The organism is Xanthomonas sp. CFBP 8443 (assembly GCF_025666195.1).
Lineage (GTDB): Bacteria > Pseudomonadota > Gammaproteobacteria > Xanthomonadales > Xanthomonadaceae > Xanthomonas_A.
Genome location: NZ_CP102592.1, coordinates 706,345 through 719,311, shown reverse-complemented (window position 1 = coordinate 719,311; position 12,967 = coordinate 706,345). Strand labels below are relative to the sequence as shown.

The window sequence follows — 12,967 nt, the reverse complement described above, 5'->3', positions numbered from 1 at the left end:
TCCAGATCTGCTACGCGCGTGCGAGGTTATAGTTGACGCACTACAGCGGACAGCTGGCCCAAACTTGGCTCACATTACTTACGGGCAATTCAGAGACATTGGCGCCCCCAGCGAAGTGATTGCCAAGTCTTTACATTATTTAGCAGGAGACGTTGGCATCCTTCAGATGCACTTTGAGTTCATAACTGAAGATCAGGATACACATGAGATATCCATTGATGAGATTCAGGAGAGCGAAAAACTTCAACGCTATTATGATCCTCGCGGAGAATCAATTGAGAAGATAGACTTCTATAGACATATCTTTCCTTATTTTACTCCAGCCAACATAGCTTCAGGCCACAGTGAGTGACTTGATCCTTTCTGCGTCGTTAGGCACGCTCTTTAATGACCCGCTTTTAGGGCCGTTATTTCGCAGCCAGTTCGCACGTCTCGCGGCATACGATTACGACAGTTTTGTTGACGCCTTAGAGTCAGATCTCGAATCGCTCATTAAAACTATAGAGGAGGGCGCTTCCTTAAGAACTAAGGACGGCGAAGATCGACTTACCGACGAGCTCATACTTGGCCTCAAAGCCATGGGCTACCAAGCGAGTCACGACACATATATCAACGGCCATTCCGATATTGTAGTCAGCTCCAAATTCAACCATTACACCTGGATTGGTGAAGCCAAAATCCACGACTCATATCAATGGCTGTACGAAGGTTTCTGCCAACTTGCCACCAGATATTCCATTGGAACTTATGACGGCCACAGAGGTGGCCTGGTTATTTACATAAGGAACGTGGATGCGGAGGGCGTTGTTCTTAAGTGGAGAGAAGAACTTGTCACGAGAAGCGCTGGTACTTTCGGCAAAATCTCAATCACTCCGGATCACCAGAAGAACCCTCTTCGCTTTGAGTCGGCCCATAAACATTCGAAATCCGGCCTTGACTATCGTGTAAGGCACTTTGGTGTGGTCATGAATTTCTCGCCTCTGAAGTGACGACATTTTCACCACAATCTTTCGGCTCGCCAACAACTAAATTAGGGACTCAGCCAAATCGCATCGAAGGCTCAAAGGCCCTGAAAGACAAAGGCCCGCAACTGCGGGCCTTGTCCAGTATTGCATCGGAACAGTGGTAATCGCATTACGTCTGTGAAGGCATGTATGTCAATCAAACCCCAACCGGATTCGACTTCTCCGGATCAATCTTGTACTGCTTGATCGCCCGAGCCACATCCTTGCCGGTCATCTTCCCATCCTTCGCCAGCGCCGCAATCGCGGCATGCGCGATGTAGTACCGGTCCACTTCGAAGAAGCGGCGCAGGTTGGCGCGGGTGTCGGAGCGGCCGAAGCCATCGGTCCCCAGCACGGTGTAATGCGCCGGCACGAACGCACGGATCTGGTCGGCAAAGGCGCGCACATAGTCCGTGGCGGCGATCACCGGGCCCTGGCGGCCTTCCAGCAGCTGGGTCACGTACGGCTTGCGCTGCTCGCCTTCCGGATGCAGGCGGTTCCAGCGCTCGGCGTCGAAGCCGTCGCGGCGCAGTTCGTTGAAGCTGGGGCAGGACCAGATGTCGGCGGTGACGCCGAAGTCCTTGTCCAGCAGTTCGGCCGCGGCGATGGCTTCGCGCAGGATGGTGCCCGAGCCCAGCAGCTGCACGCGCAGTTCGCCCTTCTTGGGTTTGCCGGCGTCGGTCAGCAGGTACATGCCCTTGATGATGCCGTCCTCTGCACCGGCCGGCATTTCCGGGTGGGTGTAGTTTTCGTTCATCAGGGTGATGTAGTAGTACTCGTCCACCTGCTCTTGCATCATCCGCTTCATGCCGTACTGCATGACCACGGTGACTTCGTAGCCGAAGGTGGGGTCGTAGCTGCGCACGTTCGGGATCGACCCGGCGATGACCTGGCTGAAGCCGTCTTCGTGCTGCAGGCCTTCACCGTTCAAGGTGGTGCGGCCGGCGGTGCCGCCGAGCAGGAAGCCGCGGGTGCGCATGTCCGCCGCCTGCCAGGCGATGTCGCCCACGCGCTGGAAGCCGAACATGGAGTAGTAGATGTAGAACGGCAGCATCGGCACGTTGCTGACCGAGTAGCTGGTGCCGGCGGCCATCCACGAGGAGATGGCGCCCGGCTCGCTGATGCCCTGCTGCAGCACCTGGCCGGACTGGTCCTCGCGGTAGAACATCAGCTGGTCGGCGTCCACCGGCTTGTACTTCTGGCCGAACGGGGCGTAGATGCCGATCTGGCGGAACATGCCTTCCATGCCGAAGGTGCGCGCTTCGTCGGCCACGATGGGCACGATGCGCGGGCCCAGGTCCTTGTCGCGCAGGGCGATGTTGAGGCTCTGCACGAAGGCCATGGTGGTGGAGTAGCTGCGCTCGCCGCTGGACTTGAGCAGGCGGTCGTACTTGTCCAGGCCGGGCACGTCGAAGGACTGGTCGGCCTTGCGGCGGCGCTGCGGCAGGTGGCCACCGAGGGAGGCGCGGCGCTCCTGCAGGTACTGCACTTCCGGCGAATCCGGGCCGGGGTGGTAGAACGGCACCTGCTCGGCATCGGCCAGCTGCTTGTCGCTGAGCGGGATGTTGAAGCGGTCGCGGAACGCGCGCACGGCGTCGTCGTCCAGCTTCTTGGTCTGGTGGGTGGGGTTGAGCGATTCGCCCGAGGAGCCCATGCCGTAGCCCTTGACGGTCTTGGCCAGGATCACGGTGGGCATGCCCTTGGTGTTCACCGCCTGGTGGTAGGCGGCGTACACCTTGTGCGGATCGTGGCCGCCGCGGTTGAGGCGCCAGATGTCGTCGTCGGACAGGCCGGCGACCATGGCCGCGGTTTCCGGGTACTTGCCGAAGAAGTTGGCGCGGGTGTAGGCGCCGCCGAAGGCCTTGCAGTTCTGGTATTCGCCGTCGACGGTTTCCATCATCAGCTTGCGCAGCACGCCGTCGGTATCGCGCGCCAGCAGCGCGTCCCAGTAGCCGCCCCACAGCAGCTTGATGACGTTCCAGCCGCCGCCGCGGAACACGCCTTCCAGTTCCTGGATGATCTTGCCGTTGCCGCGCACCGGGCCGTCCAGGCGCTGCAGGTTGCAGTTCACCACGAAGATGAGGTTATCCAGGCCCTCGCGGCCGGCCAGGGCGATGGCGCCCAGGGTTTCCGGCTCGTCGCTCTCGCCGTCGCCGATGAAGCACCACACCTTGCGGTCGGACTTCTCGATCAGGCCGCGGTGCTCCAGGTACTTCATGAACTGCGCCTGGTAGATGGCGCTGAGTGGGCCCAGGCCCATCGACACGGTGGGGGTCTGCCAGAAGTCCGGCATCAGCCACGGGTGCGGGTAGGAGGAGATGCCCTGGCCGTCCACTTCCATGCGGAAGTTGTTGAGCTGGTCTTCGCTGATGCGGCCTTCCAGGAAGGCGCGGGCGTAGATGCCCGGGGAGCTGTGGCCCTGGATGTAGAGCAGGTCGCCCGGGTGGTTGTCCGAGGGCGCGCGCCAGAAGTGGTTGAAGCCCACGTCGTACAGGGTGGCGCTGGAGGCGAAGGAGGCGATGTGGCCGCCCAGGTCGCCCGGCTTGCGGTTGGCGCGGACCACGGTGGCCATGGCGTTCCAGCGGATGATCGAGCGGATCTTCCACTCGATGGCCGCATCGCCCGGGCTCTTGGCCTCGTTGGCGGGCGCGATGGTGTTGACGTACTCGGTGGTCGGCGAGAACGGCAGGTAGGCACCGGAGCGGCGGGTCAGTTCGACCATGTCCTCCAGCAGCTGATGCGCGCGCTCGGGGCCCGCCACATCGATGACGGCCTTGAGCGATTCGATCCACTCCTGGGTCTCAGTGGGGTTCGGATCGTTCTGCAGCACCTCGTTCAACCAGTTCATAGCGCTCCCGTCGGTCGCACGCACGCGCGCGATTGCATGTGTTTTTCGAAGCCTCCAAGTGTAGCGCAACCGCCCCGCCGGACCTCGTACGCCAGCGTATGGAACGCACTGTCACATTGGCCCGGGACAGCGCGGGACACGGATGCGCGGCGGGGCGCGGCTGCGCTTATGATCGTGGCCGACTCCCGCGGAGCGCCGCCATCGCCGCCCTATCCTCCGTGCAGGACGCTTCCGCGGTCGCCTGGCGGCACAGCCTGCGCACCCGGCTGATGCTGTGGGGCAGCCTGATCCAGGTGGCGTTGCTGCTGGGCCTGGCGCTGCTGTTCTACCTGGGCGCGCGCCAGGTGGTGGTGCGCAATGCGCGCGAGGAGGTGGCTGGGCTGGCGCAGCAGACCGCGCGCAGCCTGGACGCGACGCTGGGCTCGGTGCAGGTGAGCGGCCGCACCCTGGCCGCCGGCGCTTCCGGGGTCGGGCGCCAGCCGTTCAACCTGCGCAGCCTGCTGCACGCCACGCTGGAGGGCGACCCGGACATCGCTGGGGCGCTGCTGGTGATCGAGCCGGGCGCGCTGAAGGGCGACGACCGCGGTTTCGCCTGGCACCTGCGGCGCACGCGCGGCAAGATCATCGAGCAGCCGGCCGAGGCGCTGGGCTTCGACTACCGCAGCATGCCCTGGTACCGGCGCACGCTGGCGGCGTCGGCGCCGTGGTGGTCCGAGCCGTACAGCGACGCCTCCACCGGCGGCGATTTCCTCACCACCTACAACCTGCCGCTGCGCCTGCCCGGCGACGATACGGGGGCGCCGGCGATCGGCATGGTCAGCGTGGACGTGCCGCTGAAGCGGTTGCAGTCCATCGTCGGCGAGCTGCCGGCCAGCGCCGGGCTGCAACCGATGCTGCTGTCGCCGGACGGGCTGTTCGTGCTGCATCCGGACCCGGCGCTGCGCTTCCGCCGCACCCTGGAGGCGCACGTGGCGCGCGCGCGGCCGGACCTGTCGCCGCTGGCCGCCGCCGTGGCCGCGCACCGGCCGGTGCGCTTTTCCCACACCGCGCCCGACGGCGAGCGCTACCTGACCCAGAGCGCGGCGGTCGGCGACACCGGCTGGACCTTCGCGCTGACCGTGTCCGAGCGCTACATCGTGGCCGGGCTCAACCGCATCGCGCTGTGGGTGGGGCTGGGCGGCGGCACCGCGCTGCTGCTGTGGCTGTGGCTGCTGCGCCGCTACACGGTGCGGCTGGCGCGACCGATCGAGGACCTGACCAACTCGGCCGGGCACTTCAGCCAGGGCGAGTTCGACTACCCGCTGCGGCACGTGGAGCGGCAGGACGAGGTGGGGGTGATGGCGCGCGCGTTCGACCGCGCGCGCGGCTCGATCAAGCTGCAGCTAGAAGAGATCGCCGCGCTGGCGCAGGCGCGGCAGCGGATGCAGAGCGAGCTGTCGATCGCGCGCGACATCCAGCAGGCGATGCTGCCGGACGGGCGCACCTTCGACAGCGCGCACAAGCACCTGGAGACCTACGCGCTGCTGGAGCCGGCGACGATGGTGGGCGGGGATTTCTACCAGTTCTTCGAGACCGAGCCGGGGCTGCTGTGGTTCGTGGTCGGCGACGTGTCCGACAAGGGCGTGCCGGCGGCGCTGTTCATGGCGCGGGCGATGACCGTGCTGGAAGTGGCCGCGCGCCGCCACACCCGGCCGGACGCGATCCTGATCGCGGCCTCGCAGCGCATGGTGGACGGCAACGACACCTGCATGTTCGCCACCGTGCTGTGCGGGCTGATCGACGTGCACAGCGGCGACTACTGGCTGTCCAGCGCCGGCCACGATCCGCCGGTGCTGCTCGGTGCCGACGGCCACGTGCAGCTGCTGGCGGTGGAATCGGGCCCGCCACTGGGGATCGAGCCGCAGACGCGCTACCCGGTGGTGCGCGGGCGCCTGGCCGCCGGCGCCACGCTGCTGAGCTACACCGACGGCATTACCGAAGCGATGGACGCGCAGGACCAGGCGTACGGCGAAGCGCGGCTGCTGGCGGCGCTGCGGCCGGGCATCGATGCGCAGGCGCAATGCGCGCGGGTGCTGGCCGACGTGCATGCGTTCACCGCGGCCGCACCGCAGTCCGACGACATTACGTTGCTGGCGATCCGGTTGCGCCAGGACCCGACGCGGGAGGCGAGCACATGAAACTACGGCTGCAGATGGTGCCGGCGCTGGACACGCTGGCGCAGCTGAGCGACGCCCTGGAGGCCGCGCTACTGCGCCACGGCGTGGTGCTGGAGCACGTGCACCGGGCGCGGCTGATCGTGGAGGAACTGGCCTGCAACACGCTCGAGCACGGCCACCTGAGCGGCGAACAGCCGCCGGTGGAGGTGACCTTGCAGGTGGACAGCGGCGCGCTGGTGCTGGAATTCCACGACAGCGGCCCGGCCTTCGATCTGCGCAGCGCGCCATCGCCGGACCTGGACGCGGACATCGCCGAGCGCCCGATCGGCGGCCTCGGTCTGCACCTGGTGCGGCAGCTGGCCGACCACATCGACTATCGTCACGACGCCGGCCGCAACGTCGTGCGCATCACCTTGCTGCAGCCCTTCGACCCCATCCCCCAGGAGTTCCCCGCATGACCACGTTGAGCCTGCAGATCGAACCGACGCAAGACAGGCGCCAGCGCATCACCCTCAGCGGCCGCCTGGACACGCACACCTACCAGGCGCTGGACGAGGCGCTGGCGCCGTTGCTGGCCACCCAGATCACCACCTTGGTGCTGGACCTGTCGCACCTGGACTACATCAGCAGCGCCGGCATCCGCTCGATCTTCAAGGCGCGCAAGGTGCTGGCCACGCGCGAGGGCCGCGTGCTGGTGGTCAACCCGCAACCGCAGATCCGCAAGGTGTTCGACGTGGTCAAGGCGGTGCCGTTGAACGAGATCTTCACCTCGGTACAGGAGCTGGACGAGTACCTGGACGAGATGCAGCGCAGGGTGCTTGAGGACGGCGATGGTGGCTGAGTTGGGCGCGGGTGTTCGGCTGTGTCGTGGCCTGTTGGGTGCCCTGTCGGAGGGACTTCAGTCCCGACTGCTTCTGAAGCCGATCGATTCGACAGGGAGCTGAAGCCGGTCGGCCGGGCATCACACCTGTCGCGGCTGAAGCCGCTCCTACAGGGGTATCTGCTGGAGCGTGCATCGCTTCTGTAGGAGGGCTTCAGCCCCGACCGGATCTGCACGCGCGCGATATGTACGCCACACGCGGCGCGACTGAAGTCGCTCTCACAAGGAGGCATCCGAAGCGCTGGCTCGCTGCACTGTTGAGAGGGACTTCAGCGCCGACAGCCTCCGGAGCCGGCTGCTGACCCACTCCGCGTCGCGACTGAAGTCGCTCCCACAGGCATGCGTTCGGAGTGCTGGCTTGCTGCACTGTGGGAGGGACTTCAGTCCCGACAGCAAACGAAGCCTATTCGACTCGACAGGGGAACTGAAGCCGGTCGACCGAGTGGGCACCTTGTCGCGGCTGAAGCCGCTCCTACAGAGGGCGCTTGGTGGATCCTTGCGCCCGCTTCTGTAGGAGGGGCTTCAGCCCCGACAGGATCTGCAAGCGCTAGATATGCCGCCACGCGCGTCGCGACTGAAGTCGCTCCCACAATTAGGAGTGCTGGCTCGCTGCACTGTGGGGGCTTCTGTCCCGACAGCAACCGAAGGCGATTCGACTTCGACAGGGAACTGAAACCCTTTGACCGAGTGAGACACCCTGTCGCGGCTGAAGCCGCTCCTACAAAAAGCTTGCGACCAGCTCGCCGGGTGCTCCAGCCTCGCGCTTGTTGTGGGAGCGACTTCAGTCGCGACGCGACCAACTGAATCCTTCGACCATCCCGAACGCGCCGCATCGGTGAGCAGCCCCTGGCTGAACGCGCGCCCATTCCATTCGCCCCACCCACCGCTCTTGCCTTGCCCGCAGACTAGATTCGATATATCGTTTCGCAACACTTAGACATATCGAAACGATGCCGCGCCCGACCGATTCCAGCCACCGCCACCCGCACCGCCTGTTCGACGAGGACAGCCCCGGCCGCGGCCCGCATGGCCGCAGCGGCGGGCGTGGCGGGCGCCCGCTCGGCCATGGCGACCTGCGCCTGCTGCTGCTGGCGATGATCGAGACCCAACCGCGCCACGGCTACGAATTGATCCGTGCGGTCGCCGACCTGTTCCATGGCCTGTACACGCCCAGCGCCGGCACCGTCTACCCGACCCTGGCGCAGTTGGAGGCGCAGGGCCTGGTGCAGGCCGACGCCGATGCAGGGCGCAAGCGCTACGCGATCACCGCCGACGGCCGCGCCTTCGTGCAGGCGCAACGCGCGCAGCTGGATGCGGCAGTGGAACGCACCCATCACAGCGCCCGCGCGCTGGTGCGCGCCAACGTGCCGGCACCGGTGCGCGAGGCGATGCGCCGGATCAAACACGCCTTGCTGGCGCGCCACGGCCGCTGGAGCGAGGCCGAAGTCGCCCGCGTCGCGCAGCTGCTGACGCAGGCCGCCGACGGCATGGAGCACGACGGCGATGACTGAAACCTGCCCGCGCCCTACCGCCTTTCCTTCTTCTATGCAGGCGCACCGCGCCGCCCCCTTTCCCCAAAGGATTTCGCATGACCCCCCATGAAAACCGCCTGCTGCGCCATCCACTGAAGATGCGCCACCTGCAGGTGCTGCGCACCCAGCCGCTGACCCCGCACATGCGCCGCATCGTGGTCGGCGGCCCGGACCTGGACGGCTTCGTCAGCGCCGGTCCCGACGATCACGTCAAGCTGTTCTTCCCCAACGCCGACGGCGCGTTCGTGCTGCCGACGATGACCGACAGCGGCCCGGTCTACCCGGCCGACGCCGCGCCCTCGCCGGCGCGCGACTACACGCCACGCCACTACGACGCGGCGGCGCAGGAACTGACCCTGGATTTCGTGCTGCATGGCGACGGTCCGGCCTGCCGCTGGGCGGCACGCGCCAACCCGGGCGACCCGTTGGTGGTCGGCGGCCCGCGCGGCTCGTTCGTCGTGGCCGACGACTACGACGCCTACGTGCTGATCGGCGACGAGACCGCGCTGCCGGCGATCGGCCGCTGGCTGGAGGAACTGCCGGCCAGCGCCCGGGTGCACGCCCTGATCCAGATCGCCGGCGGCGCCGATCGGCAGGCGCTGCCGTCGCGCGCGCAGGTCGACATCACCTGGCTGGAGCGCAACGGCGTGCCCATGCTGAGCAGCCAGTTGCTGGAAGACGCACTGCGCGATTTCGAGGCACCGGACGGCGACGCGTTCTACTGGATCGCCTGCGAATCGGCACGCGCGCGGATGATGCGCAAGTTCGTCGAAGGCCGCCTCAACGTACCCAGGGACTGGATCCGCGCGACGGGGTATTGGAAGTCGGGGCGCGAGGAGCAGGCGTAGGCTTGGCGCTCAATGTGGGTGCCGTTGTTTTGCCGCAACCTGCATGGCGATGTGCAGGGGCGGTTCCGGATGGCCTGGGCGGTGGAAATGCGGCAGCCGAGATGTCCCGCGTCGGGACTGAAGTCCCTCCCACAAAAAGCATGCATCCTCGCGGAGCCACTGTAGGAGCGGCTTCAGCCGCGACGTTTTTCTCAGCTCGATCGATCCGACTGTTTCATTCTCCTGTCGCGGCTGAAGCCGCTCCTACACAGGCGCTTGTCCATGCGGGAGCCAAGGCGCCATGCGTCGGGACTGAAGTCCCTCCCACAAAAAAGCATGCTTCCTTGCAGAGCCACTGTAGGAGCGGCTTCAGCCGCGACGCTTTTCTCGGCTCGATCGATCCGACTGCTTCATTCTCCTGTCGCGGCTGAAGCCGCTCCTATATAAGCGCTTGGCGGTGTGGTGCCAAGGTGCCATGCGTCGGGACTGAAGTCCCTCCCACAAAACGCATCGCTCCTTGTGGGAGGGACTTCAGTCCCGACTGCAGACAGCCGAAAACACCTGCGGCTGCGCGCGGGCACCGCGCACTCCCGCCAGCGGCGCCAACATGTCGCGCCGCGAGGGCACACACGAAAACGCCCGCCGGATGGCGGGCGTTTTCATCGAAAGCGACGGCCCGGTTCAGGCTGCCGCTTTCACCGCAGTGCGCAGGCTTACTTCGCGTCCTGCAGCGCCTCGGTGGTGATGCGGATCTTGACCTCGTCGCTGACGTTGGGCACGTACGCGCCCAGGCCGAAGTCGCTGCGCTTGATCGTGGTGGAGGCGTCGAAGCCCAGCGCCGGCACCTTCTTCATCGGATGCGGGCCTGCGCCGTTGAGAGTCACCGCCAGCACCACCGGCTTGGTGACGCCCTTGATGGTCAGGTCGCCGGCCACGCTCAGCTTGTTGGTGCCGGCCGCGCTCACCTTGGTGCTCTTGAAGGTGGCGGTCGGGAACTTGGCGGCGTCGAAGAAGTCGCCGCTCTTCAGGTGTTCGTCGAACTTGGCGGTGAAGCTGTTGAGGCCCGACAGCGGCAGGGTCACCTGGACGCTGGACTTGCCCACGTTCTCGGCGTTGTAGACCAGGGTGCCGTCGACGTCGCCGAAGTGCGCGGTGGGGTTGGAGAAGCCGAGGTGGTTCCACTGCACCAGCACGTCGGTGTGGGTCGGGTCCAGCTTGTAGGTGCCGGAGGTGCCCTTGATCGCGGTGGCGGCTGCTGCGGCCGGCGCGGCGAAAGCGGTGGTGGCCGGCTGGGCGACGACGACGGCCAGCGCCAGGGCGAGCGGAAGCAGCAGTTTGCGGGTCTTGTTCATGGGCGAGGAGCTCCTGGGAAATCGGTGGTTGGGAAACTGCGGCAAGCGCAGGTACAGCGGTGTGAGGATGAAGCGGAACTGTTGCGGCTTACTCGATGCGCGCGGCCTCGTCGAAGCTCAGCCGCGGCAGGCGCGGGAACAGGCCGGCGGGATCGCCGTAGCCTAGGTTGACCAGGAAGTTGGACTTGATCGCGGTGCCGGCGAAGAATGCCGCATCGACCTTGGCGTTGTCGAAGCCCGACATCGGGCCGGCATCCAGGCCCAGCGAACGCGCGGCCAGGATCAGGTAGGCGCCCTGCAGCGAGCCGTTGCGGAACGCCGATTCACTGCGGCCTTCGCGCGGGCCGTCGAACCAGCTCTTGGCATCGGCGTGCGGGAACAGGTACGGCAGCTTCTCATGGAAGTCTTCGTCGTGGGCGACGATCACCGTCACCGGCGCGGCCATGGTCTTGGCCAGGTTGCCTTCGGACAGCGTGGGCTTGAGCTTCTCCTTGCCCGCGGCCGAGGTCACGAACACGAACCGCGCCGGGCTGCCGTTGGCTGCGGTCGGGCCCCACTTCAACAGGTCGTAGAGGGCGCGCAGGGTGTCTTCGCCGACCGGCGTGTCGCGGAAGGCGTTCTGGGTGCGGGCGGAACGGAACAGCTGATCCAGGGCGGCGTCGTGCAGGGCGTCGGACATGCGGGCATTCCTTTTGTCTTCAGTGGGACGCCGGCGCCCCAGGGGGCGGTCTCGGCGCAAGACGGCCAGTGTAGAGTGGCACGATAGCCGCAACACCCAGCCGCAATGCAACGGATTACTACCAAACGTGAAACGATCGGGCGCGCTCTGGGCGATTAGCGATGATCGCGCCGGCAATGCGCGCCAGGCCGAGGCGCTGGCCGCCGCGCTGGCCCGGGACGCGGCGACGCCCACCGCGGCGCTGGTATTGCACCCGCACATGCCCTGGCGCTGGCTGGCGCCGCGGCGGTTGCCCGGCGCGGCGCACGCCTACGGCCCCGGCCTTGCCGACCTGTTGCGGCAACCGCCGGCGCTGGCGATCGGCTGCGGCCGCCAGGCGGCATTGGCGACGCGGTTGCTGCGCGCGCGCGGCAGCCGCGTGGTGCAGGTACTGGATCCGCGCCTGCCGCCGCGGCACTGGGACGTGGTGGTGGTGCCCGACCACGATCGCCTGCGTGGCGACAACGTGCTCACCCTGCTCGGCAGCCTGCATCCGGTCGACGATGCCTGGCTGGCCACTGCGCGCGCGGCGTTCCCGGCGTTCGGCGCGCTGCCATCGCCGCGCACCGCCCTGCTGGTCGGCGGTCCCGCCGCGCTGGCGCCATGGACCGCCGACGCGGCGGCGGCGCTGTTCAGGCAACTGGCCGCGCAGTTGCGCGACAGCGGCGGCAGCGTGCTCGCCAGCACCTCGCGGCGCACGCCGCCCGCGGTGGCCGCCGCGCTGCGCAGTGCGTTCGCCGGCGTGCCGGGGCTGGTCTGGTGCGGCGAGCAGGACGGCCCGAACCCGTACGCCGGCATGCTGGGCTGGGCCGACCGTATCGTCTGCACGCCCGATTCGGTGAACCTGCTGTCGGAGGCGTGCGCGACGCGGATGCCTGTGCGCGTGGCGATGCCGGCGCTGGCACGCGGCAGGGCGCGCGACTTCCATGCGGCGCTGCGCGCGCGCGGCCGCCTGGACGAAACGGTGCCCGGCGACATCGGCGCCGCCTGTACCCCACTGCGCGAGACAGCGCGCATCGCCACGCGGCTGCGCGCGATGCTGGGCCTGGACGAGGCGTAACGCCCGCTTCGTTCGTCTGCTGCGGCGAGACGCTGTGCATGCACCACCGGATGGGGGCATCCGACTTGTTCCGGATCCGTCAGGGACACCGCTTCGTTCGTCGCGACTGAAGTCGCTCCCACAAGGAATCGCGGCCGGCGTCCTGGATGCACTGTGGGAGGGACTTCAGTCCCGACGAGCGGAACCTTGGCTCCCGCATCGCCAAATACCTTTGTAGGAGCGGCTTCAGCCGCGACCGGAAAATGAAACGATCGGATCGATCGAGCTGGAGAAAAGCGTCGCGGCTGAAGCCGCTCCTACAGGAGCTCTGCCGGCATTGGTACGTGCACTGCAGGCGGTGTTCGGTGGCTTCGGCCAGCAGCCACGATAGTGGCGCAAACGCGATCTCCGCCGCTCGCCTTGTCGCTCCACGCAACGCGGCATGCACTTCCAACACCACAGAGACAACCGCATACGCATGCGGCGCACACGGCAAACGCCGTCGCATTCGCCGCCACTGTCACCGCAGTGTCAGCGGCGTTGCATCTGCCGTTAACAGTTCGGCAACACCCTGGCTTCTGGAATCGGCGCCGCCTCGCCATCGCTGCCGC

General features: G+C 66.6%; 10 protein-coding genes. 7 read left to right on the top strand and 3 right to left on the bottom strand.

Annotation, left to right across the window (positions count from 1 at the left end; genetic code table 11):
* Window positions 1-344 precede the first annotated feature (344 nt).
* Window positions 345-989, top strand: coding sequence for a hypothetical protein (locus NUG20_RS02975; RefSeq protein ID WP_263396976.1), 645 nt, complete (start codon window positions 345-347; stop codon window positions 987-989).
* A 172-nt stretch (window positions 990-1,161) separates the two neighbouring features.
* Here NUG20_RS02975 and aceE read toward each other — a convergent pair whose 3' ends face one another.
* Entirely contained in the window at window positions 1,162-3,852 is a 2,691-nt protein-coding gene (gene aceE / locus NUG20_RS02970; protein WP_263396975.1) for a pyruvate dehydrogenase (acetyl-transferring), homodimeric type, read from the bottom strand.
* A 269-nt stretch (window positions 3,853-4,121) separates the two neighbouring features.
* Here aceE and NUG20_RS02965 point away from each other — a divergent pair, with 269 nt between their 5' ends.
* The 5 genes from NUG20_RS02965 (at window position 4,122) to NUG20_RS02945 (ending at window position 9,268) form a co-directional block, all read left to right on the top strand.
* Window positions 4,122-6,029 carry a SpoIIE family protein phosphatase gene (locus tag NUG20_RS02965; protein ID WP_263398379.1) on the top strand — a complete coding sequence of 636 codons (1,908 nt, stop codon included), beginning with the start codon at window positions 4,122-4,124 and terminating at the stop codon, window positions 6,027-6,029.
* Window positions 6,026-6,466 (top strand): ATP-binding protein, encoded by a 441-nt coding sequence (locus tag NUG20_RS02960; protein WP_263396974.1) that lies wholly within the window; start codon window positions 6,026-6,028, stop codon window positions 6,464-6,466. Before NUG20_RS02965 ends, NUG20_RS02960 begins: the two co-directional genes overlap by 4 nt.
* Window positions 6,463-6,849 (top strand): STAS domain-containing protein, encoded by a 387-nt coding sequence (locus NUG20_RS02955; protein ID WP_263396973.1) that lies wholly within the window; start codon window positions 6,463-6,465, stop codon window positions 6,847-6,849. Before NUG20_RS02960 ends, NUG20_RS02955 begins: the two co-directional genes overlap by 4 nt.
* Before the next feature lie 1,133 nt (window positions 6,850-7,982).
* Window positions 7,983-8,399, top strand: a complete 417-nt coding sequence (locus NUG20_RS02950; RefSeq protein ID WP_263398378.1) for a PadR family transcriptional regulator — start codon at window positions 7,983-7,985, stop codon at window positions 8,397-8,399.
* 77 nt (window positions 8,400-8,476) lie between these two features.
* Window positions 8,477-9,268, top strand: a complete 792-nt coding sequence (locus NUG20_RS02945; RefSeq protein WP_263396972.1) for a siderophore-interacting protein — start codon at window positions 8,477-8,479, stop codon at window positions 9,266-9,268.
* 692 nt (window positions 9,269-9,960) lie between these two features.
* Here NUG20_RS02945 and NUG20_RS02940 read toward each other — a convergent pair.
* Window positions 9,961-10,599, bottom strand: coding sequence for a YceI family protein (locus tag NUG20_RS02940; protein WP_263396971.1), 639 nt, complete (start codon window positions 10,597-10,599; stop codon window positions 9,961-9,963).
* 88 nt (window positions 10,600-10,687) lie between these two features.
* Complete coding sequence (locus NUG20_RS02935) at window positions 10,688-11,278, bottom strand: malonic semialdehyde reductase (protein ID WP_263396970.1); 591 nt, start codon at window positions 11,276-11,278, stop codon at window positions 10,688-10,690.
* A 127-nt stretch (window positions 11,279-11,405) separates the two neighbouring features.
* On the opposite strand from NUG20_RS02935, the gene NUG20_RS02930 reads away from it, so the two are divergent.
* A complete protein-coding gene (locus NUG20_RS02930) occupies window positions 11,406-12,377 on the top strand; it encodes a mitochondrial fission ELM1 family protein (RefSeq protein ID WP_263396969.1) in 972 nt (323 codons plus the stop codon).
* The last annotated feature ends 590 nt before the right edge of the window (window positions 12,378-12,967 follow it).

Coding starts and splice junctions, on each gene's coding strand:
- aceE (WP_263396975.1), bottom strand. CDS start 3,852: ATGAACTGGTTGAACGAGGTGCTGCAGAACGATCCGAACCCCACTGAG.
- NUG20_RS02960 (WP_263396974.1), top strand. CDS start 6,026: ATGAAACTACGGCTGCAGATGGTGCCGGCGCTGGACACGCTGGCGCAG.
- NUG20_RS02950 (WP_263398378.1), top strand. CDS start 7,983: ATGATCGAGACCCAACCGCGCCACGGCTACGAATTGATCCGTGCGGTC.
- NUG20_RS02940 (WP_263396971.1), bottom strand. CDS start 10,599: ATGAACAAGACCCGCAAACTGCTGCTTCCGCTCGCCCTGGCGCTGGCC.
- NUG20_RS02945 (WP_263396972.1), top strand. CDS start 8,477: ATGACCCCCCATGAAAACCGCCTGCTGCGCCATCCACTGAAGATGCGC.
- NUG20_RS02935 (WP_263396970.1), bottom strand. CDS start 11,278: ATGTCCGACGCCCTGCACGACGCCGCCCTGGATCAGCTGTTCCGTTCC.
- NUG20_RS02955 (WP_263396973.1), top strand. CDS start 6,463: ATGACCACGTTGAGCCTGCAGATCGAACCGACGCAAGACAGGCGCCAG.
- NUG20_RS02965 (WP_263398379.1), top strand. CDS start 4,122: ATGCTGTGGGGCAGCCTGATCCAGGTGGCGTTGCTGCTGGGCCTGGCG.